The organism is Sinorhizobium sp. BJ1, from assembly GCF_002531555.1.
GTDB classification, from domain to species: domain Bacteria; phylum Pseudomonadota; class Alphaproteobacteria; order Rhizobiales; family Rhizobiaceae; genus Sinorhizobium; species Sinorhizobium fredii_B.
Map to the genome: position 1 here is coordinate 269,026 of NZ_NWTH01000004.1, position 21,046 is coordinate 290,071.

Consider the following 21,046-nt stretch of genomic DNA (forward strand, 5'->3'; position numbering starts at 1 on the left):
TAGTCCCTCGCGAGGGTAGTACACGCAATGGGGGTTCAAATGACTTATTCTGTCTCGGCAGCGGCCGATCATGAAACGGAACTTGCGAGCATCGCCAGAATGCTGACCCATATCCGCGACAGCGCCCGCGGCCTGGACGCGCAAGCCCTGGAATATTGCATCGACATGGCGCTTCAGGCTGTCGCCACCGAATTGCGCGATCGGCGCGAGTTCGCTGGCGCAGGGGCCGATCTGACGGGCGGCTTTCGCGTGCTGCAGTGACCTGGGGGGCCACGGAGTCTACGGCGCCGGGCGTCTTTTCAGACGCGCGAGTTCGATTTAAATCCATTAAGGAAGCGTGCAGTCGTGCGGGGCTTGGCCGTCCGACGGGCTAACGGTCGAGCTCCGGATAGACCCGGTCGAGAAAGCCCGGCCTAAGCTTTTCGCCGATCATGCAATCTGCTGCCGTCTCTCCAGCGGCGAGGCTGAGCGTGGGGGGAAGCGTCACCCCGCTCACCTCGAGGATCAGCTTCTGCCGGATCGCGATTGCGAAATCCTCTGCCTCGTGCACCGGAAGAACGAAGGAGCCAGGCCCACCGATCACACATTCCGCATAGTACTGATCCAGCGGGCCAGTCGAGACCGAGGGGCGGATCAGGATCGAAAGCCCATTGATGATGATGCCGCGAGCCACTGCGTCGTTGCGGGCTGGAGCGACAGGGGGACCGGTATTGTTGGGGCCGTCGCCGGAAATGTCTATGACGCGGCGCGCGCCGGAAAAGGCATTCGTCTCGAGCAGGCTCGTGCCAAAAATAATCGCATTGGAAATCGAAGTGCCGCGCCGCGTCCCGATCGGCCGAGCCTCGATCTTGGCTGCGAAGGCTTCGGCATCCTCGGCACCTTCGATCACCTGCCAGGTGACCACCGAAGCCTCGTTGACCATGCCGGCCCATTCGAAATAGCCGATGGCAATGCGGCCGAGATATCCACCCTCGACGGCGTTGATGAAATCCGGGTGCCGGAGCGCCTGTACGTAGCCGGAACGCTGCACCCGTGCTTCCTCCATGTCCATCGAGCCGGACATGTCGACGGCGAGAACCAGTTCCACGTCGACATTTGGAGGCGTGGCCGCCGTCTGTATCGGGCTGCCGCTGAGCGCCATGATCAATGCCAGCATGCTCAACATCGCACCCGCCAATCGTCATGATCTACGGTCGGGACCTTCTGTCCCTTCCGAGCCCTTCTTAAAAAACGCGGGCTCCACAAAGAAATGTATCACAGGATTGAAAATCGGCGACTGTCGCGGACAGGTGCAATCGCAATATTATTTGATCGCGACGCCTGAGAGGGGAGAAAAGGCTAAAAACAGGCTCGCCATGGGATAAGGATGGTTCAATTCAGCATATTCGCAGCGCGGCCACTGGCTGGCTCGAACCCAATCTGGCCATGGTCGTCAAACAGAACCTCGTGATGCTTCACTTCGCGCCGAATAGAGACATCGTCCTGATCGACCGGCTGCAACGCGCCGCCTTCGATTATTTTCTGGATTATTCCGATGCGCGGACAGGACTCGTCGCCGACACCTCGCGGCAGGGATCGCCGTCGAGCATAGCGGCAACCGGGTTCGGGCTGTCTTGCTATCCGGTTGCCGTCGAGCGCGGCTGGATGCGGCGGCGAGATGCGGCCCGCCGTGTGCTCACGACGTTGCGTTTTCTAGACGGCAGCCGGCAGGCGAGCGACAGGCACGCCACCGGATATCGCGGCTTCTATTATCATTTTCTGGACATGCGGACGGGAGAGCGCAGCTGGAGCAGCGAGCTTTCTACCATCGACACGGCGCTTCTCCTGGCTGGCGTCCTGACGGCTGCCGCCTATTTCTCCGGGGCCGATCCGAGTGAGGCGGAGATCCGAAGCCTTGCCGCGCGGCTCAATGGGCGGGCGGATTGGGCCTGGGCGCTCAACCGCGGCGATACGGTGACAATGGGCTGGAGGCCGCCCGGGCGCTTCCTGAAGCACCGTTGGCACGGCTATAGCGAGGCGCTGCTTCTCTACGTGCTGGCACTCGGCTCGTCCACTCGGCCCATTGCCCCGGAGACCTACGGCGCCTACTCGACGGCGCACGAGTGGCTGACGATCGACGGGGCGCCGCACCTGCATGCGGGTGCGCTGTTCATCCACCTCTTTCCCCATGCATGGATCGACTTCCGCGGTATACGCGATAAGGGGATGCGGGAGGCTGGAAGCGACTATTTTGCGAATACATGCCGGGCGATTGCGCTCCAGCGCGCCCATGCGGAAGAAAATCCTCACGGTTTTTCCGGCTACTGCCGCGACCTCTGGGGCTTCAGTGCCTGCCATGCGCCGAAGGGCTGGCTGCAACTGCGCGACGGCCGGCGGCAGAAGCTTCTAGGCTATGCGGCGCGCGGCGCCCCATTTGGCGCCGATGACGGGACGCTGGTTCCATGGGCGCCGCTTGCCGGCCTGCCTTTCGCGCCGGACGACTGCCTGGAGGGGCTTTCCCATATGCTTGCGCACTATCCGGCGTTGCTTTCCGACGGCCGCCTTCCGGGCGGCTTCAATCCGAGCCTGCCGGGAGGGGCGCGCGAGGGCTGGGTCGATGACAGGATCGTCGGACTTGACCAGGGGTTGGCAGTCATGATGATCGAGAACTGGAGAAGCGGCCTCATCTGGGAACTCACACGCAGCATCCCGGCCTTCAGCCGGGGACTGAGAAGGGCCGGCTTCGAAGGCGGATGGCTGGCGCCGGGCGTGGTCTGATGGATGAGAGAATGGGGCAAAGGCAGCGGGGAAGCGCAGCACGCGGGGCGGCAGTGGCAGCGATCGAATGGCTGGCGGCCGCTATTCCGGAAGTCGCCTGTTCAATTGCGAACTCCGATGCAAACTTCCAATCCCCAGGCGGTTTTTGGTCAGAGGCGGAGAACCTCGAGACCTGCCTTACCTATCAGGATCGCTTTGCGTCTGGCATGGACGACAAGGTCAGGGCGGCGCACCTGATCGCCTTTTACAGTCACCAGCTGAGCCTTGCGGCGGGAGCGATCCATCTCGCCAGCGGCCTCGTTCCGATCGTCGCGGCGCTGCGGTTCGAAACCTTTTCGCGACCTCTCAACGGGCGGACGCTCACGGCAGGCCGCTTTCATTTCCTCGTCGAGCTTCCGCAGAGCGAGAGTGAGATGGAGCGGGAGGCGTTGGACCAGCGCCTCCATGATGGCTTCGTTGCGCACATCAAGCCGGTGATCGCGTTTCTGAAACGCCGCTGCGGCCTGTCGGCCCGCGCGCAATGGCGGCTAGCCGCAGACAGTCTCGCCGGTGCTTTCCTGGAGATCGGGCGGCGGCGGCAAGAGGAAGACAAGGCGATCGAGCAGGCGCTGGCGATCGTCAACCACGCTCACTCGCCGCTCGCGTCGCGGCAGCTTCATTACGAAAGGATCGAGGTTGCTTGCGGTGGTGGGGGAGAGGTGCGCTCCAGGACCTACCGGATACGCGGCGGCTGCTGCCTCTTCTATCGTGCCGATGGCGGCAGCTACTGCGACACCTGTGTGCTGCTGGAGCCTGAACTTCGACGAGATCGGCTACGGGCCCATTTGCTCGCCAACGAAGTGTGACGTGAGCCACACCCCTGGCCTTCTCCCCGCATGCGGGGAGAAGAGACAAGCGGCGAACGGACGCATGTGGGCTAGTTCACCCGGAGAAACCGGTCGTTGATGAAACCGGAGACGATGCCAAGCACGAGCCAGAAGGCGAGCGTCGTCGCAAGCGCGGCGACGGCGAACTCGGCGCCGAGCACGGCCGGCACGTTGCTGGAGATGTCGAGCGGCTGCGGCGCGCCATAGAGGTGGGGAGCAGCGACAAGGACGAGACCCCCCAGCTTGGCGACGATTCCGTGCCGGAGTGCCAACAGGTAAAGGCCGGCGGCGGAGAGCAGTATCGTCGCCACCCACCATGCCTGACGGTCGCCAAGCTCGGCGGCCGGAAAGCCCGGCAGTTCCGGTGGCAAGCCGACTGCGGGCAGCAGGTGCACCGCCAGCCAGCCGAAGGCGCCCCAGAGCGCGCCGTTGGCAAGCGTGATCGGATAGCCGACCACCAGGCTGATGCCGGCAAGCAGCAGCGAGAAGCCTGCACCGGTGACCAGATTGGCGGCAAGCGTGCCGGAAAAGCGGCTCATGCCGAACATGATGCCGCCTTCCTCGTGTTCTTCGCCCTCATGGGCATAGGCGGGCGTGACCGGGGAAAGCGCGGCAAGCATGTCGCCCAACGACGGGGCGCCGTTCAGCAACGAATGCTGCTGATGATCCGTGGCCGCCGGCTGCTCACCGGCTGGCTGTCCGGGGGCGGCTGGCACTTCGCCTTCGAATTCTTCCGCATGCAGGATGAGCGGCGTGACGCGCAATTCCTGGGCGCCGGTCATGAAGACGCCGGCTACCAGCCCGGCCACAATCGCGGCCAGAAGTGTCTTGACGATCATTGTCGTTTTTCCTCGGCGGGCGCGGTCGCCCTGCGGCAGCCGGCCCCGCTCCATGGACGCAAACCGGCGCTTGCCGGCGCGTGCCAGCGGCACGACGCTCCGAGCACCGGCGTGTCGGTTGTTGCTTCGTTCGATCTGGAACGCGGCCAGCGTTCCATAGCTTCGCTTAGTGGCAGGGGAAGCCGTAGGAATGACGCGTGTCGTGGGCCGTGTCATGCAGCACGGCCGAATTCGCCAGGCCGGCACCGAAGACCAGGAAGCCACCGATCATGAGGGCAATGATACCCGCGGTCAGTCGGTCGCTGAGGGAAAGCGGAATGCTCGAAACAGTAGACGTAGCCATGACAACCTCCGTGATGGCAATGGGATATTCCCCTTGGGCACTATGCCCGCATCGCTTGGCAGGTTTCCTGGCTCGCAGCGTCAGATGCCCAGATTAGGCACCAGGGATTTGCCTCACCTTCCCAGTTCGAACCGCCCTCTCGCGGTTTTACCCAGTGGCTTCTTCCGGATCGCTCCGGAATAGCAAATTCACGCTGCTCTACAGTCGCGGGGTCGGCCGTGATTGAGATGCCCAGCTTGGGTCCACCCGTCACGTTCCCGTTTACTCCCGAAACGCGTTCGCATTCCGGGAACCAACCGATCATCGATGATTAGGTGGGGACGCCGACGATGTCAATCGAGCCACAGCGGAAAGTACGAGAGGGTTTTGCGAGCTTGCGGTGCAGGCACGTGGTACGGGACAACCCCTGATGACTGTGATGCGTCAGTCGGTTATTCCTTCCTTGACTTGCTCAGGTTCAAGCCGGGGTGATCGTCGGCTATGGCCGCGAAACCAACCGCAACCAATGTCTGGAGTGTCGCGTGATGATTGCCTTTGTTCCCGCACTGGCCTTCGCTGCCGTCGTCGGCTCTGGCCTGATGGCTGGGCTCTTCTTCGTCTTTTCCGTCTGCGTCATGCAGGCGCTTTCGCGGCTGCCGCCCGAAGAGGGTATCGCTGCGATGAACGCCATCAACGTGGTCATCCAGAATCCGCTGTTTCTTACGGCCTTCATGGGAACGGCACTTATTGGCCTCGCGCTCATCGTTGCCGCCTTTGTCTGGGGCGGGGAGGGGAGCTATCTGCTGGCAGCGGGGGGGCTTGCCTATATCGTCGGCACGCTGATGGTGACGATCGTCTTCAACGTCCCCTTGAACGACGCACTCGCAGCGGCCCGCGGTGAGGCTGCGGTCGAAATCTGGCAGCAGCGTTATCTAACGGATTGGGTCTGGTGGAACCACGTCCGCACAATCGCCTCGATCGGGGCGCTGGCGCTCCTTGTGCTCGGCTACGCCCGAAGCTGAAGCGCAGCGTCAAACACTGGACCGCATGAGATTCGGGAGGAAAACATGACTGTCCGACGCATCGTGCCCAATCTTCAGGTGTCCGATCCCACATCGGCGCACCGCTTTTATGCGGACCTGCTCGACCTCGAGATCGTTATGGATCACGGCTGGCTCGTCACCTTCGCAGCCAAGGGCAGTTCATCCATGCCGCAGGTGAGCTTCGCCACCGAAGGCGGATCGGGAACGCCGGTGCCGGCGCTCTCGATCGAGGTGGATGACGTGGACGAAGTCTATGGGCGTGCGAAGGCTGCCGGTGCAGAGATCGTCTACGATATCACCGACGAGCCCTGGGGCGTGCGGCGCTTCTTCCTGCGCGATCCGTTCGGCAACATAGTCAACATCCTGTCGCATTGAGCGGGGCACGAACCCCGGCGCAACCGATCAGACGGTCGTCAGTGCGTTGGCGACGTCGGCGACGAGATCGTCCGGATGCTCGATGCCGATCGACAGGCGGATGGTGGATTCGAGCACGCCGATCCGGCGCCGCACCTCGATCGGCACGCCCGAGTGAGTCATGGCAGCCGGGTGGCTGGCGAGCGATTCCGTGCCGCCGAGGCTGACGGCGAGCTTGAAGATCTGCAGGGCGTTCAAGAAACGGAAGGCTGCCTCCTGGCCGCCGGCGATGTCGAAGGAGAAGGTCGAGCCGGCGCCGGTGCACTGCGCGGCAAAGACGCGGCCGACCGGCGAGGCTTCGTCGTGGAAGGGCAGATAGTGGATCCCTTCGACCTTCGGGTGGTCGCGCAGGAACTCGGCGACGATCCGGGCGTTGTCGTTCGCCTTCTCCATCCGGACCGACAGCGTTTCGAGCGACCGACCGAGCATCCAGCAGGAATGCGGGTCGAGCTGCGTGCCGATCGAGCCGCGAAGCGCCTTCACCTGTTTGATGAGCGCCTTGGAGCCAAGGACGGCGCCGGCGATAAGGTCGGAGTGCCCGCCGACATATTTGGTGAGCGAATAGAGCGACAGATCGGCGCCGTGTTCGATCGGCTGCTGGAAGACCGGGCCGAGCAGGGTGTTGTCGCAGGCGACGATCGGCCTCTGCCCCTGTCTTTCGCTGATTTTTTCGGCGATGCGGCGGATCATTGCGACATCGACAAGGCTGTTGGTGGGGTTGGCCGGCGTCTCGATGAGCACCGCGGCGATCCGTCCCCTGCTCATCGCCTCCTCGGCGGCAGCGCTGACCGCCGCTTCGTCGGTGCCATCGGCAAAGCCGACGGCATGAATGCCGAGACTGAGGAAGGTCTTGGCGAGCAGCGTCTCGGTGCCGCCGTAGAGCGGCTGCGAATGCAGGATCGCATCGCCCGGCCGCACGAAGGCAAGCAGCGTGGTGGCGATTGCCGACATGCCGGAGGAAAACAGCGCGCCGGCCTCGGCCCGCTCGTACACGGCAAGCCGATCTTCGACGATTTCGCTGTTCGGGTGGTTGAAGCGGGAATAGACGAGTCCGGCACCGACGCCCGCCGGCGGTTCGCGCCGTCCCGAGACGAAATCGAAGAAGTCACGGCCCTCCTCGGCGGAATGGAAGACGAAGGTGGAGGTCAGGAACACCGGCGGCTTGACGGCGCCTTCCGAAAGCTCGGGATCGTAACCATAATTCAGCATCAGCGTTTCGGGATGCAGTTTGTGGTTGCCGATATGGGTCTTCGACGGATGCGGCGCGGTCATGGCTTATCTCCCAAGCGGACTCGATTATCGGCTAAATTATATCAAACGCTTGGGCCGATCCTTGCTATTTGCGATCACTTCGTTTTGATGGGCGCAATTTTTTGCCGGGGATTAAGCGATATGACGCAGAAAATTGCCGACGAGATGGATCGCCGCATCCTGCGGGAACTGATTACCGACGCGCGGATCACCAACAACGAACTAGCCGAGCGCGTCGGCCTTTCTCCTTCGCCCTGCCTCAGGCGACTGCGGCGCCTCGAGGAGACCGGCGTCATCCGCGGCTATACGGCGCTCGTCGACCCGGTTATCGAGGGTTGGACGATGACGGCGATCGCCACCGTCCGCCTCAGCCGCCAGCACGAGGACGAGATCGTCATGTTCGAGGAGGCGATCAGGGGATCGGATGAAGTACTCGAATGCCACCTCGTCACGCGGTCGCGCGACTATGTGCTGAAGGTGATGAGCGCCGGCCTCGAGCATTACGAGCGTTTCATCAAGGAGAAGATCGCCCGGCTCAAATGTGTCGCCTCGATCGAGACAAGCTTCGTGATGAACACCATCAAGGAGCGGAGGATCTAAATTTAGTAATCTAGGCGTCGCCGATACAATCGGCACGGATTTGGGTTTACAACCCGTCAATCGGATACTGCTTGATCATGCGAAAGCCCGTCGCAATTCTCGGTTCAGCGGTTTTCTTCGTCGTCGTCCCCTGTGGGGTCGCGGGACTCGTCCCATGGTGGATCACCGGCTGGCAGTTCCGCGATCCCTTCCTCGGCACATGGGTGACGCAGGCGGTCGGCGTCATCCTGGTCGTCGCGGGGCTTCCAGGGCTGGTCGATTCGATCAGGCGGTTCGCTGTGGAAGGCTTCGGCACGCCGGCGCCGATTGCACCGACGCAAACCCTGGTTGTCAGGGGGTTCTACCGTTACGTGCGCAATCCGATGTACCTTTCGGTGCTGGCGATCATCATGGGGCAGGGACTGCTGTTTGGCGACTGGCGGCTCATTGCCTACGGAGCGGCGTTCTGGGCGGTATGCCATCTCTTCGTCATCGCCTACGAGGAGCCGACACTGCACGACGCCTTCAGAGCGGAGTATGCAGCCTATCAGCATAGCGTGCCGCGCTGGCTGCCAAGGCTGACGCCGTGGCGGAAAGGCTAAGATGCAAGCAATGCTCAATTTAGCGCTTGCCGTTGCGAACGCTGCATGGATGGACACAGCTGTACAGTCGTCGCGCGCCTTCGGGTTGCGCCGGTTGACTGTGCCGGAGCGGAAGGCGACATTGCCGCCAATGTGTCGCTCGCCTCGGGCGACAAGGTGACAACGCCCGCAGAGTGGAGGCCCGCTTTGGAACACCTTCAACAGACGGACCTGTCGAGGCCAACGCGGCCGTTGCGGCCCTATCCAACAATCCTCCTGCAATCCTTTTCGACGAGCGGCCTGCTTGTCGGCGTCATCTTCTTCGCAGTCTCGCTGACCCCGAGCCTCATCCCTCGTCCCAATCTGATCCAGGCGGTGATTTCCGGCGCTTCGCTCGCCGCCGGCTACGCGATCGGCGCGTTCCTGCGTTGGCTCTGGTCCTTTTTCGAATTGCCCGAGCCGACATCCAGGCGGGCGCGCACGCTGAAGATCGCCGCCGCTATCGTCTGCATCGCTGCGGCTGCGGTATTTCTCTGGCAGGCGGCGGGATGGCAGAATACCGTCCGCAACATCATGGGCCTGGCGCCGATCGAGAGCGCCGAGCCCGGGAAGCTCGGCCTCATAGCCGCCCTCGTGTTCGTCGCCCTGGTCTTTCTGGCGCGGCTGTTCCGCTTGACCTTCCGCGTTCTTTCTCGATGGCTGCAATATTTCCTGACCCGACCCATCGCCAATGCCCTTGGCGGGCTCGTCGCCCTCGCCCTCTTCTGGTCCGTGGCGAATGGCGTGATCTTCAAGTTCGCGCTTCGTGCGGCCGACAGTTCTTTCCAGCAACTCGATGCACTGATCGATCCCGATGTCGCACCCCCTGTCGATCCCGCCAAGACCGGTAGCGATGCGTCGCTGGTGCGCTGGGACGAGCTTGGGCGGCAGGGGCGGCAGTTCATTGCCTCGGGGCCGACGGGGGCCGAAATCGGCGCTTTCTTCGCAGGCGCGGCGCCCGACCCGGTGCGCGTCTATGTCGGCCTCAACTCTGCCGAGACGGCACGGGAAAGGGCGAAGCTGGCGCTCGAGGAATTGAAACGCGCTGGGGGCTTCGAGCGCAAGTCGTTGATCGTCGTCGTGCCGACCGGCACCGGCTGGATCGATCCGGCGGCGCTCGATCCGCTCGAATACCTGCTGCACGGCGACGTTGCGAGCGTCGCCGTGCAGTATTCCTACCTGACGAGCTGGCTGTCGCTTCTCGTCGAACCGGGCTACGGCGCCGATGCGGCCAACGCGCTCTTCGACGAGGTTTACGGCTATTGGACGACGCTGCCGAAGGACCGGCGCCCGAAGCTCTATCTGCATGGCTTGAGCCTAGGGGCGATGAATTCGCAAGGGTCGGTCGATCTCTTCGACATCATCAGCGATCCGTTCCAGGGTGCGCTCTGGAGCGGACCACCCTTTCAGAGTGGCCTCTGGCGTTCGGTGACGGCGGACCGCGTCGCCGGTTCGCCCGCCTGGCTGCCGCGCTACCGGGACAGTTCCGTCATCCGCTTCACCAATCAGAAGAATGCACTCGACATTCCCGGTGCGCATTGGGGCGCGATGCGGATCGTCTATCTGCAATATGCCAGCGATCCGGTGACCTTCTTCGATCCGCGCGCCTTCTACCGCGAGCCGGACTGGATGCAGGCGCCGCGTGGGCCTGATGTTTCTCCGGCATTGAACTGGTTTCCGGTCGTGACCGGGCTGCAGCTTCTCGCCGACATGGCCCTGGCGACGACCTCGCCGATCGGCTACGGCCATGTCTATGCGCCGCAACACTATATCGACTCCTGGATGGCGGTCACCGATCCGCAAGGCGTTACGGCCGATGATGTCGCCCGGCTGAAGAGCGAGTTCAAGGGCAGGTTCTGATCTGCATTACGGCGCCGCCAGATTGGCGAGCAGGCCGTCCATGGCGGCAATGATCTTGCGATGCTGGTGGGCATGGCGGGTGCGAAGGCTCGTCGCAGCATAGATGGTCTGCGGGATGATCGGCGCATCGGCGACCATGACCGCGATGCCCTCATTGGAGAGCCGCTCGGCGGTGGCGCTCGTCACATAGGCCGCGCCACCAAGGGCGCGCAGCAGGCCGGTGATCGCCATGTTCTGCCCGGCGGCAAGCGAGGCGGCCGAGAGGTGCGGCAGCGCCAGCCGATGGGCGCGGTCGAAGGCGGGCGAGTAGCTGGAGCGGATATAGCTCCCAGGCTTCACGCCGGCGATGTCGCGGGCCTCGGTGCTGACCAGCACGTAATGCAGTTCGCCGATCCTTTCATAGTGAAGGTCGGGCAGGTAGTGCGGCGTGTAGAGAATCGCGAGGTCGAGTTCACCGGCGGCGAGATCCCGATTCATCTGGTTGGAATAATCAGCTTCCATGTAGATTTCTGTCGCAGGCAATTCGCGCCGGATGGCCGCCACCCATTGTCCGGCATAGGACTCCGCGAGGTCGTGCTGGATGCCGAGCCGCATCGACCGCTCCAGCGCGCCGGCGCTCGCCACCGCCCGTGTCGCCTCATGCCACTGGTTTTGCAGCGCTTTTGCGTAATCGAGGAAGCGCAGGCCCGAGGCGGTGGGGACCGTACCGCCCTTATTGCGGGTGAAGAGCTTGCGGCTGAACTGTGCCTCTAGCGCCTTGATGCGATGGGAGACCGTCGACTGCGTGATGTTCAGCCGCTCGGCGGTGCGGTTGAAACTCCGCGTCTCCATCAGGTCCAGAAAGGTCTCGATCAGATCTACCTGCATTTTTTGCGATGCTCCTCCATGCCGCAAGGTGGAACGTAATCGAATTCTTCGATCAATAAAGCCTCCTTTGTGTGCTTGATGGCTTTAGGCTCCTCGTCAAAGATCGCGGCAAAAGAGGGTAGTATCCATGTCGAATTTGCCGTCTCACGCGCGCGTCGTGATCATCGGTGGGGGAGCGATCGGCGCTTCCTCGCTCTACCACCTTGCCAAGGCAGGCTGGACGGATTGCGTGCTTCTCGAGAAGAACGAGCTCACCGCCGGTTCGACTTGGCATGCGGCCGGCAACGTGCCGACCTTCTCCTCGTCCTGGTCCATCATGAACATGCAGCGCTATTCGGCATCGCTCTATCGCGAGCTTGGCGTCTTGGTCGACTATCCGATGAACTACCATGTGACGGGGTCGATCCGGCTCGGTCATTCCAAGGAGCGCCTGCGGGAGTTCAAGCGCGTCGTCGGCATGGGCCGCTATCAGGGCATGGACCTCGACATTCTGACGCCGGACGAGATACGCAGCCGCTATCCCTTCCTCAAAACGCATGAGCTGATGGGCGCGCTCTACGACCCCTATGACGGCGACATCGATCCGGCGCAGCTTACCCAGGGGCTTGCCAAGGGCGCGCGCGACATGGGGGCGAAGATCATCCGCTTCTGTCCGGTAACGGGCGCCCGGCGCGAGAACGACGAGTGGGTCATTACAACGCCGCAGGGCGAAATCCGCTGCGAGTATGTGGTGAATGCCGCCGGCTACTATGCCCGCGAAGTCGGCAAGATGTTCGGCCGCGCCGTGCCGATGATGGTGATGAGCCATCAGTATATTCTTTTCGACGAGATTCCCGAGCTTGCCGCCTGGTCGAAGGAGGTGGGCCATAAGCTGCCGCTCTTACGCGACGTCGATTCCTCCTATTATCTCCGGCAGGAGAAATACGGCATGAATCTCGGGCCCTACGAGCGTAATTGCCGGGCGCATTGGACGACGCCGGACGACCCGATGCCGGAGGACTTTTCCTTCCAGCTCTTCCCCGACGATCTCGAAAGGCTGGACTGGTATCTGAACGATGCGGTCGAGCGGGTGCCGATCCTCGGTACGGCGGGCCTTTCGCGCGTCATCAACGGGCCGATTCCCTATGCGCCGGACGGCAACCCGTTGATCGGGCCGATGCCCGGCGTGCCGAACGCCTTCGAGGCCTGCGTCTTCACCTTCGGCATCTGCCAGGCAGGCGGGGCCGGCAAGGTGCTGGCAGAATGGGTGACCGAGGGCCAGACGGAATGGGACATGTGGTCCTGCGATCCGCGCCGCTACACCGACTATACCGACCAGGACTATTGCATCGCCAAGGGCATGGAGATCTACGGCCACGAATATGCGATGCATTTTCCGAAGCATTACTGGCCGGCGGGGCGCAACAAGAAGCTTTCGCCGATCCACGGCCGCATTGCCGCCCTTGGTGCGCAGTTCAAGCCCTATAACGGCTGGGAGCGCGCCATGTGGTATGCGAAGCCTGGCGACGATACATCCGAAGAGGCGACCCAGACCTGGGGACGGGAAGGCCCCTGGGCTAAGCGCATCGAGGAGGAGTGTCTGGCGGTACGCGATGCCGCTGGCATCCTCGACCTGCCGGGCTTCTCGCGCTTCCGCGTGAAGGGGGAGGGCGCGCGCGAATGGCTCTCCGGTCTCATCACCGGGCGTGCGCCGAAGCCGGGGCGCATCGGGCTTGCCTATTTCGCCGACGACAAGGGCCGTATCGTCACGGAAATGTCGGTGATGGCGATCGAGGAGGATTTCTTCTTCCTGATCACCGCGGCAACGGCGCAATGGCATGATTTCGAGTGGCTTCAGAAGCACCGACCAGCCGATGCCGCCTTCACGCTCGACGACGTGACAACGAATTTCTCCTGCCAGATCCTCACCGGACCGACATCGCGCGACATCCTCGCTGGAGTTTCCGACGCCGACCTCTCGAAGGGCTGGCTGACGCATCAGACAGCGCAAATCGCCGGGCGCTATTGCCAGCTCGTGCGGGTTTCTTTCGCCGGCGAACTCGGATGGGAGATCCATACGAAGGCGGACGATACAGCGGCAATCTTCGATGTGGTGTCGGACGCCGGCCAGAGACACGGCCTCAAGCCCTTCGGCATGGAAGCGCTAGACAGCCTGCGCATCGAGAAGGGATATCGGGCCTGGAAGGGCGATCTTTCGACCGACTATACGGTGCTTCAGGGCGGGCTCGAACGCTTCGTCGATTGGGCGAAGCCGAGCTTCAAGGGCAAGGCGGCGCTGGAGCGCGAGAAGCAGCAGGGCGTCATCAAGCGCTTCGTCACGCTGACCGTCGAGGCCGGCGACTGCGACGCGCCTTACATGTCGACGCTCTGGTTTGGTGGCCAGGTCGTCGGTGAGACAACGTCCGGAAACTGGGGCTATCGCGTCGGAAAGTCGATTGCGCTCGGCATGCTGCGCGCCGATCTCGCCGTGCCCGGCCTGGAAATCGAAGTCGAGATTTTCGGCGACCGCTTCAAGGCGACGGTTGAGCCCGACCAGCCGCTCTGGGATCCCTCGAACGAAAGACTGAAAGCATGACGAAGCCCATTCCCGCAAAGGCGCGCGTGGTCATCATCGGCGGCGGTGTTTCCGGCTGCTCGGTCGCCTATCACCTGTCGAAGCTCGGCTGGACCGACGTGGTGCTGCTCGAGCGCAAGCAATTGACCTCAGGCACGACCTGGCATGCGGCCGGTCTGATCGGCCAGCTTCGCGCCTCTCAGAACATGACGCGGCTCGCGAAATATTCCGCCGATCTTTATGTCAGGCTCGAGGCTGAGACCGGCATTGCCACCGGGATGCGGCAGAACGGCTCGATCACCGTTGCCCTCACCGAGGAGCGCAAGGAGGAGATCTATCGCCAGGCCTCGCTTGCCCGCGCCTTCAGCGTCGACGTGCGCGAGATCACGCCGGACGAGGTCAAGGCGATGTATCCGCATCTCAACACTTCCGACGTCAAGGCGGCGGTCCACCTGCCGCTCGATGGACAGTGCGATCCCGCCAATATCGCCATGGCCCTGGCCAAGGGAGCCCGCCAGAACGGCGCGACGATCATCGAAGGCGTGAAGGTCACGTCGATCGTGAAGAAGGACGGCCGCGTCACTGGCGTCACCTGCGAGCAAAATGGCGAGAGCTTCACGATCGAGACGGAGAATGCCGTCAACTGCGCCGGGATGTGGGGCAGGGAGCTTGCGCGTCAGTCCGGCGTCACTGTGCCGCTCCATGCCTGCGAGCATTTCTATATCGTCACCGAGGCGATCCCGGGCCTCAGCCGCCTGCCGGTGCTGCGCGTGCCGGACGAGTGTACCTATTACAAGGAAGATGCCGGCAAGATGCTGATCGGCGCCTTCGAGCTCAAGGCAAAGCCTTGGGGGATGGAGGGCATCCGCGAGGATTTCTGCTTCGATCAGCTGCCGGAGGACTTCGACCATTTCGCGCCGATCCTCGAAATGGCGGTCAACCGCATGCCGATGCTGGAGACGGCGGGCATCCATACCTTCTTCAACGGGCCGGAAAGTTTTACGCCTGACGACCGCTACTATCTCGGCGAGGCGCCCGAGCTCAAAGGCTATTGGATCGCGGCCGGCTACAACTCGATCGGCATCGTGTCGTCCGGCGGCGCGGGGATGGCGCTGGCGCAATGGATGAACGACGGCGAACCGCCCTTCGATCTCTGGGAGGTCGATATCCGCCGCGCCCAGCCGTTCCAGAAGAACCGCGCCTACCTCAAGGAACGCGTCTCCGAGACGCTCGGGCTGCTCTACGCGGACCATTTCCCCTATCGCCAGATGGCGACGGCGCGTGGCGTTCGCCGCTCGCCGCTGCACGAGCATCTGAAGGCGCGCGGCGCGGTTTTCGGCGAGGTGGCCGGATGGGAGCGCGCCAACTGGTTTGCCAATGACGGGCAGGAGCGCGAATACCGCTATTCCTGGAAGCGGCAGAACTGGTTCGAGAACCAGAAGTCCGAGCATTTGGCCGTGCGAAACGGTGTCGGCCTTTTCGACATGACGTCCTTCGGCAAGGTCCACGTGGAGGGTCGCGACGCGCTTTCCTTCCTGCAGCGTCTCTGCGCCAACTGCATGAATGTCGAACCGGGCCGCATCGTCTATACGCAGATGCTCAACGCCCGCGGTGGCATCGAAAGCGACTTGACCGTCACTCGGCTTTCGGAAACCGCCTTCCTGCTCGTCGTTCCGGGTGCCACCCTGCAACGCGATCTTGCCTGGTTGCGCAAGCATCTGCGCGACGAGTTCGTGGTGATCACCGACGTGACCGCCGCCGAGAGCGTGCTCTGCGCCATGGGGCCAAAGGCGCGCGAACTGATGCAAAGGGTGAGCCCGAACGATTTCTCCAATGAGGCGCATCCCTTCGGCACGGCCCGCGAGATCGAAATCGGCATGGGGCTCGCCCGCGCCCATCGCGTCACCTATGTCGGCGAGCTTGGCTGGGAGCTTTATGTTTCGACCGACCAGGCGGCCCACGTCTTCGAAACGCTGGAGGCGGCGGGAGGTGATGTCGGGCTCAAGCTCTGCGGTCTTCACACGCTCGACAGTTGCCGCGTCGAGAAGGCGTTCCGCCACTTCGGTCACGACATCACTGACGAGGATCATGTTCTCGAAGCCGGGCTCGGCTTTGCGGTGAAGATCGACAAGGGCGACTTCATCGGTCGTGAGGCGGTGCTTGCGAAACAAGACAAGGGCCTGTCGCGCCGGCTGGTGCAGTTCCGGCTCGCCGATCCAGAGCCGCTGCTCTTCCACAACGAGGCGATCATCCGCGACGGCGAGATCGTCGGTACGATCACCTCGGGCAATTACGGCCACCATCTCGGCGGTGCAATCGGACTCGGTTACGTGCCCTGTAGCGGCGACAGAGCCGCGGATGTGTTGGCATCGAGCTACGAAATCGAAATCGCCGGAACGCGGGTCAAGGCCGAGGCTTCGCTGAAGCCGATGTACGACCCGAAGGCGGAGCGGGTGCGCGCGTAAGCGTGTTCGGATGAACGACGCGAAAAACGAAAGTGCCATTGGGAGATGGAATGATGGCTGAGGTTGCGGTTTCGAGACGATCCGGGGGACGAGCGGCGCGCGTGGCGCTTCGTTCCGCGCCGCTTGCCGAAAACATCCGGCCGGTCCGACCGGGCCTGTCCGGCGGGCAGTACAGGCCGCTGACCGATGCCGGTGTCAGGCGCATCCACGAGGCGGCGCTCGATGCGTTGGAGCAGATCGGCCTTGCCAATGCGCCGAAGTCCGGCGTCGAGATCATGACCGGCGCCGGCGCCATCCTCGGCGACGACGGGCGCATCCGGTTCCCGCGGGCGCTGGTAGAAGACATGCTGGCGATCGCCGCGCGCGACATCATCCTTTATGCCCGCGATTCGAAACAGGATCTCGAACTCGAGGGCACCCGCGTCTATTACGGCACGGCCGGCGCCGCTGTGCATGTGGTCGACGTCGAGAAGCGCGAGTATCGCGAGTCGACTGCGAAGGACCTCTTGAACGCCGCACAACTCGTCCACCATCTCGACAACGTCCATTTCTTCCAGCGCGCCATGGTCTGCCGGGACGTTCCCGACAATTTCCTGATGGACATCAATACGCTTTATGCCTGCTGTGCCGGTACGACGAAGCATGTCGGCACCAGCTTTTCGGATCCGTCGCATGTGGAGGGTTGCTTCGACCTCATCCACATGATCGCCGGCGGCGAGGACAAGTGGCGGGCGCGGCCCTTCGTCTCGAATTCCAACTGCTTCGTCGTACCGCCGATGAAGTTTGCGGAAGAGAGCTGCATCACCATGGAGAAGTGCATCCGCGGCGGCATGCCGATCCTGCTGCTATCGGCCGGGCAGGCGGGGGCGACCGCGCCGGCGCCGCTTGCAACGGCGATTGTGCAGGCGGTGGCCGAATGCCTGGCGGGGGTGGTCTATGTCAACGCTATGTCGCGCGGCCATCCGGCCATCTTCGGCACCTGGCCCTTCGTTTCGGATCTGAGGACCGGGGCGATGTCCGGCGGTTCCGGCGAGCAGGCGCTGCTGACGGCCGGTTGCGCGCAGATGCACCAGTTCTACCGCCTGCCAGGCGGTGCGGCTGCCGGCATCGCCGATGCGAAGCTTCCCGACATGCAGGCGGGTTGGGAACAGGCGATCTCCAACGTCATGGCAGGGCTCTCGGGTCTCAACATGGTCTATGAGGCGGTCGGCATGCACGCCTCGCTCCTCGGCTTCTGCCTGGAATCGCTGGTGCTCGGCGACGACCTGCTCGGCCAGGTACAGCGCTGCATCCGCGGCATCGACGTGACCGAGGATTCGGTCTCGCTCGAAACCATGCGCTCCGTCTGCCTCGACGGTCCGGGCCACTATCTGGGTCACCCGCAGACGCTTGGGCTGATGCAGACCGAGTACATCTATCCGGCGGTAGCCGACCGCACGAGCCCGAAGGAATGGGTGGAGATCGGCCGACCGGATTTGGTGGCGCGCGCGATCGAGAGGAAGAACCGCATTCTCGCCGAGGCCGCGTCGTCGGTCATTGCGCCGGAAATCGACCGGGCTATCCGGGAAAGGTTCAAGATCTATTGCTGACCGACAGAGCTGCCTGGTCAGCCGCGCCGGTCGAAGTGCGTTCTAAGCGTCACCTGTGTGTGGACGGTAGCGACACCCGGAATGGTGGCGATCTGCCGCCGGATCGTGTCGAGATCGCCGTTCGAGTCGCATTCGACGAGCAGCATCAAGTCCGTCGCCCCGGCGACCGACCAGCAACTGACGACGTTCGGGATGCCGGAAAGGTGCGGCACGACATGGTCGCAATTCTTGCCTGGTTGGAAGGCGACGGCGACGAGGGCGCGCACGACCGGGGTCTTCTCCTCGGCCCCCAGCCGGATCGTATAGCCGGCGATCGTGCCCTTGGTTTCGAGCCGCCGCAGCCGTTCATGCGTCGCGCTGCGCGACAGCCCGGCATGGCGGGCAAGCGCCACCAGGCTCTGGCGCGAGTCCCTGCGCAACGCCGCAAGCAGCAGGCGGTCTTTCTCGTCGAGTTCGGTCAATTCGTCGTCCTCGGCCGCGTGCGCCGGACGAATGTCCGGCCAGCACGGCATCATGCTCAATGAAACCGGACGATAGGGAAGTTAGGTTCTTCGCACAACGAAGGAGCCCACGTCATGAACAGCTTGAAACTGCCCGAAAATACCGTCCTGATCCCGATCGACATGCAGCGCGCCTTTGATGCTCCGCCGTGGCCGCCCCGCTGGAACGAACGCGTCGATGAAAATGGTCTGGCACTGCTCGACGCCTGGCGCGAGGCGAGGCGGCCGATCATTCATGTGCGGCACGATAGCGTCAAGGAGGGCTCGACATTGCAACAGGGGCATCCGGGCAACGCCTTTCGTCCCGGCTTTGGTCCCGTGGGACAGGAGCCTCTCGTCACCAAGAGCGTGAACGCCGCCTTCATAGGCACGGATCTCGACCTCAGGCTCCGCCGCCTCGCAACCGACACTGTTGTGATGTTCGGCATCTCGACAGATATGTGTGTCTCGACGTCGGTGCGGGTCGCCGCCAATCTGGGCTATCGCGCCCTCCTTGTGGAGGATGCCTGCGATTGCTTCGATTTGGCGGATGGCGCGGGCAGCGTGAGCGGAGCGCGGGACATCCACCGCGCGCATGTAGCGACGCTCAGAGCCGATTTTGCCGAGGTGGTGACCACAGAGGAATTGCTGACAGCGCTCGGCAGGGCGAAGGCGGCGTAATCATCGGGCCGTTGCGCCCTTCGCCTCCACGATCCGGTAGCTCCATTTGGGCGCCCTCGGCGCTTCGTCCGGACGGAACGGGAAAGTGAGAAATGTCTCGAAGGGACGTGTCTCACCACCCGGGATGCGTACGAGCACGAGCGCCGTGTCGTCGCCGATCGGCTTGCAACCGGCTTCCGGGCAATCCTCAAGCGTGACGGTCAGCCGGATATATTCGAGCGTGAGTGCGGAAGTGTTTCTGGCGGTTCCACGGAGGCGATAGCTGCGTTCCGACTGGTTGCGTTCGAAGGTCAGGTTCTCGAGCTCGATGTCGGAAGCGGCGAGCCCGGCCGGCATCGGGGAGGGTGCGGGTTCAGGCGGCTCGGGGGTGCTTTCGCTCAGCCAGATCAGAAAGGCGGCGGCGAGGCCCACGGCGACCGCAATGGAAAGGGCCGGCTCCACCCAGCTGCGAAAGCGACCATAGCGGGCCGCGAGATATACGATCGTTAAGCCAAGCAGTAGCGCAATCACCCACAGCATAAAGATCCTCCTACAGCGCCGCGCCTCCGACAGGACGCGCAAGGTCGCTGTAGCGCTTTGAATTACTGCATGATTTTTCCCCTAAATCGATACCGATCTGAGTTCATGCAGTGGCGGAATCCTATATGGGTTCGCGCAAAGCTGGCAATTGCCGCCGCAGTATGCGGAAATCAATGCGACAGGGCTCTCACTCGCCTTCGGCGAAGTTCATTTCCTCAGGCTGATCCAATAGGCGCCCTCGAAGGGAACGGCTGCGAAGCGTTCGTTGATTTCGGCCAGGGTCCTGGCCGGATCGACATCGGGAAAGAGGTCCGGCCGCAGCCAGGCGGCGAAGGCTTCCGCCGCGACGATGTTCAACGGGATGGCGTTGAAGAAGTTCCAAAGACCGTGGACGCGACCGTTGCGCACCGCTGCGATGCTCGCCATTACGGGCGCGTAGACTGCCTTGGCCAATGTCTGCTCGGCCTCTTCGGCACTGACGCCGGCGCCGATGGAAACCCCGCTATACTTGCCGCCCGGCGACGAGGTGGCGATATAGACATCGGGGTCCGCGGCCATGACGGCTTCCGCGTTCATCATGCCGCCCGGCCGGGGCAGCTTGCCTTCAGCGATGTTGCGGCTGCCGGTCAGGCTGATGAATTCACCGAGACCGCCGATGCCAAAGGCCCAACAGCAGCGTTCCGCACCGGGGAAGGCCTCCATCAGCACAGTTGGCCCGGGACCTGGATGCTTGGCAACCCGGTCGCGGATACGGGCAAGGCGTTCCTCATAGAAGCGAGCGAATTCCTCCGCCTTCTCCTCGCGCTCGAATATCTTGCCGAGCAGGCGCATGGTGTCGGGCGTGCGCTTCAGGACGTCGTCGTTGAAGTTCACGACGACCACCGGGACGCCGATCCCCGAGAGATAGTCGATAGCGCGCTGGCCGGCCTCCGTATCCGCTTGCCAATTGGCGAGGAGCGCGAGATCGGCCTTGAGCGTCAGAATCGTCTCGAAGGAAAGGCCCGGTCCGCTGCCGTCGTCGATCAACGGCACCTCGGCAAGTCTCGGGAATTTGCGTCGGAAGCTTTCGTAAATCTCCGGATTGTCGCCCTTCATGTCGCCGGACCAGCCGGCAAGCACGCTCACCGGATCCGGAAGGACGAGCGACAGCGCGACGAGATTGAAACCGGTGCCAAGCAGAACCGCCTGGGGACGCGACGCGATCGTGACCTGGCGTCCTGCCGAGTCGGTGATCGTCATCGGCCACTGCGTTTCCGCCCGGGCTGCAAACGCCAACAGAGTGATCGACAGCAATACGGCGGCTCCAACGACGGCCGAGGAGGTCTGACGAACGAGGGACAC

20 protein-coding genes and 1 riboswitch are annotated in these 21,046 nt (G+C 63.2%); of the genes, 12 read left to right on the forward strand and 8 right to left on the reverse strand.

The genetic code is table 11. The features are described 5' to 3' along the window. Window positions 1-27 precede the first annotated feature (27 nt). Window positions 28-261, forward strand: coding sequence for a hypothetical protein (locus CO676_RS07420; protein ID WP_014765250.1), 234 nt, complete (start codon window positions 28-30; stop codon window positions 259-261). A 109-nt stretch (window positions 262-370) separates the two neighbouring features. Here CO676_RS07420 and CO676_RS07425 read toward each other — a convergent pair whose 3' ends face one another. After that, window positions 371-1,165, reverse strand: coding sequence for a DUF1194 domain-containing protein (locus tag CO676_RS07425; RefSeq protein WP_041414533.1), 795 nt, complete (start codon window positions 1,163-1,165; stop codon window positions 371-373). Window positions 1,166-1,425: 260 nt separating this feature from the next. Between CO676_RS07425 and CO676_RS07430 the strand changes: the two genes are divergently transcribed. Both CO676_RS07430 and CO676_RS07435 read left to right on the forward strand, forming a co-directional pair. After that, complete coding sequence (locus CO676_RS07430; protein ID WP_097520110.1) at window positions 1,426-2,757, forward strand: glucoamylase family protein; 1,332 nt, start codon at window positions 1,426-1,428, stop codon at window positions 2,755-2,757. 11 nt (window positions 2,758-2,768) lie between these two features. Further along, window positions 2,769-3,602, forward strand: coding sequence for a ferric iron reductase (locus tag CO676_RS07435; RefSeq protein ID WP_245424277.1), 834 nt, complete (start codon window positions 2,769-2,771; stop codon window positions 3,600-3,602). 71 nt (window positions 3,603-3,673) lie between these two features. Here the strand turns inward: CO676_RS07435 and CO676_RS07440 are convergent, their stop codons facing one another. Next, the gene (locus tag CO676_RS07440; RefSeq protein WP_097520112.1) at window positions 3,674-4,462 is read right to left on the reverse strand and encodes a CbtA family protein; all 789 of its coding nucleotides are present in this window, start codon (window positions 4,460-4,462) and stop codon (window positions 3,674-3,676) included. 166 nt (window positions 4,463-4,628) lie between these two features. Then, complete coding sequence (locus CO676_RS07445; RefSeq protein ID WP_014329031.1) at window positions 4,629-4,805, reverse strand: CbtB-domain containing protein; 177 nt, start codon at window positions 4,803-4,805, stop codon at window positions 4,629-4,631. 39 nt (window positions 4,806-4,844) lie between these two features. After that, window positions 4,845-5,117, reverse strand: a riboswitch (cobalamin riboswitch). Between the two features lie 212 nt (window positions 5,118-5,329). On the opposite strand from CO676_RS07445, the gene CO676_RS07450 reads away from it, so the two are divergent. Together CO676_RS07450 and CO676_RS07455 are read left to right on the forward strand one after the other, a co-directional pair. After that, window positions 5,330-5,806: an anthrone oxygenase family protein gene (locus tag CO676_RS07450; protein WP_097520345.1), complete on the forward strand. Its 477-nt coding sequence runs from the start codon at window positions 5,330-5,332 to the stop codon at window positions 5,804-5,806. Between the two features lie 45 nt (window positions 5,807-5,851). Beyond that, complete coding sequence (locus tag CO676_RS07455) at window positions 5,852-6,202, forward strand: VOC family protein (protein WP_097520113.1); 351 nt, start codon at window positions 5,852-5,854, stop codon at window positions 6,200-6,202. A 27-nt stretch (window positions 6,203-6,229) separates the two neighbouring features. Here CO676_RS07455 and CO676_RS07460 read toward each other — a convergent pair whose 3' ends face one another. After that, the gene (locus tag CO676_RS07460; RefSeq protein WP_097520114.1) at window positions 6,230-7,513 is read right to left on the reverse strand and encodes a cystathionine gamma-synthase family protein; all 1,284 of its coding nucleotides are present in this window, start codon (window positions 7,511-7,513) and stop codon (window positions 6,230-6,232) included. 120 nt (window positions 7,514-7,633) lie between these two features. Between CO676_RS07460 and CO676_RS07465 the strand changes: the two genes are divergently transcribed. From CO676_RS07465 to CO676_RS07475, 3 genes are all read left to right on the forward strand, one after another. Further along, a complete protein-coding gene (locus CO676_RS07465; protein WP_097520115.1) occupies window positions 7,634-8,092 on the forward strand; it encodes an Lrp/AsnC family transcriptional regulator in 459 nt (152 codons plus the stop codon). Window positions 8,093-8,169: 77 nt separating this feature from the next. Further along, window positions 8,170-8,673 (forward strand): isoprenylcysteine carboxylmethyltransferase family protein, encoded by a 504-nt coding sequence (locus tag CO676_RS07470; RefSeq protein WP_014765241.1) that lies wholly within the window; start codon window positions 8,170-8,172, stop codon window positions 8,671-8,673. Window positions 8,674-8,859: 186 nt separating this feature from the next. After that, window positions 8,860-10,551, forward strand: a complete 1,692-nt coding sequence (locus CO676_RS07475; RefSeq protein ID WP_097520347.1) for an alpha/beta-hydrolase family protein — start codon at window positions 8,860-8,862, stop codon at window positions 10,549-10,551. A gap of 6 nt (window positions 10,552-10,557) precedes the next feature. On the opposite strand, the gene CO676_RS07480 is transcribed toward CO676_RS07475, so the two are convergent. Then, complete coding sequence (locus tag CO676_RS07480; RefSeq protein WP_014765239.1) at window positions 10,558-11,418, reverse strand: LysR family transcriptional regulator; 861 nt, start codon at window positions 11,416-11,418, stop codon at window positions 10,558-10,560. Window positions 11,419-11,545: 127 nt separating this feature from the next. On the opposite strand from CO676_RS07480, the gene CO676_RS07485 reads away from it, so the two are divergent. The 3 genes from CO676_RS07485 to CO676_RS07495 are packed head-to-tail and all read left to right on the forward strand — an operon-like array spanning window position 11,546 to window position 18,026. Then, on the forward strand, window positions 11,546-13,993 hold the full coding sequence (locus tag CO676_RS07485) for an FAD-dependent oxidoreductase (protein WP_097520116.1): 2,448 nt from the start codon (window positions 11,546-11,548) through the stop codon (window positions 13,991-13,993). Then, window positions 13,990-16,437, forward strand: coding sequence for an FAD-dependent oxidoreductase (locus tag CO676_RS07490; protein ID WP_097520117.1), 2,448 nt, complete (start codon window positions 13,990-13,992; stop codon window positions 16,435-16,437). The genes CO676_RS07485 and CO676_RS07490 overlap by 4 nt, the downstream gene beginning before the upstream one ends. 53 nt (window positions 16,438-16,490) lie before the next feature. Then, window positions 16,491-18,026 (forward strand): trimethylamine methyltransferase family protein, encoded by a 1,536-nt coding sequence (locus tag CO676_RS07495; RefSeq protein ID WP_179875427.1) that lies wholly within the window; start codon window positions 16,491-16,493, stop codon window positions 18,024-18,026. Window positions 18,027-18,043: 17 nt separating this feature from the next. On the opposite strand, the gene CO676_RS07500 is transcribed toward CO676_RS07495, so the two are convergent. Further along, a complete protein-coding gene (locus tag CO676_RS07500) occupies window positions 18,044-18,487 on the reverse strand; it encodes an Lrp/AsnC family transcriptional regulator (protein WP_245424278.1) in 444 nt (147 codons plus the stop codon). Window positions 18,488-18,601: 114 nt separating this feature from the next. On the opposite strand from CO676_RS07500, the gene CO676_RS07505 reads away from it, so the two are divergent. Next, window positions 18,602-19,186: a cysteine hydrolase family protein gene (locus CO676_RS07505; RefSeq protein ID WP_097520120.1), complete on the forward strand. Its 585-nt coding sequence runs from the start codon at window positions 18,602-18,604 to the stop codon at window positions 19,184-19,186. Here CO676_RS07505 and CO676_RS07510 read toward each other — a convergent pair whose 3' ends face one another. Both CO676_RS07510 and CO676_RS07515 read right to left on the reverse strand, forming a co-directional pair. Continuing rightward, on the reverse strand, window positions 19,187-19,705 hold the full coding sequence (locus CO676_RS07510) for a hypothetical protein (RefSeq protein WP_014765233.1): 519 nt from the start codon (window positions 19,703-19,705) through the stop codon (window positions 19,187-19,189). It abuts the gene before it with no gap. A gap of 207 nt (window positions 19,706-19,912) precedes the next feature. Further along, window positions 19,913-21,046: an ABC transporter substrate-binding protein gene (locus CO676_RS07515; protein WP_097520121.1), complete on the reverse strand. Its 1,134-nt coding sequence runs from the start codon at window positions 21,044-21,046 to the stop codon at window positions 19,913-19,915.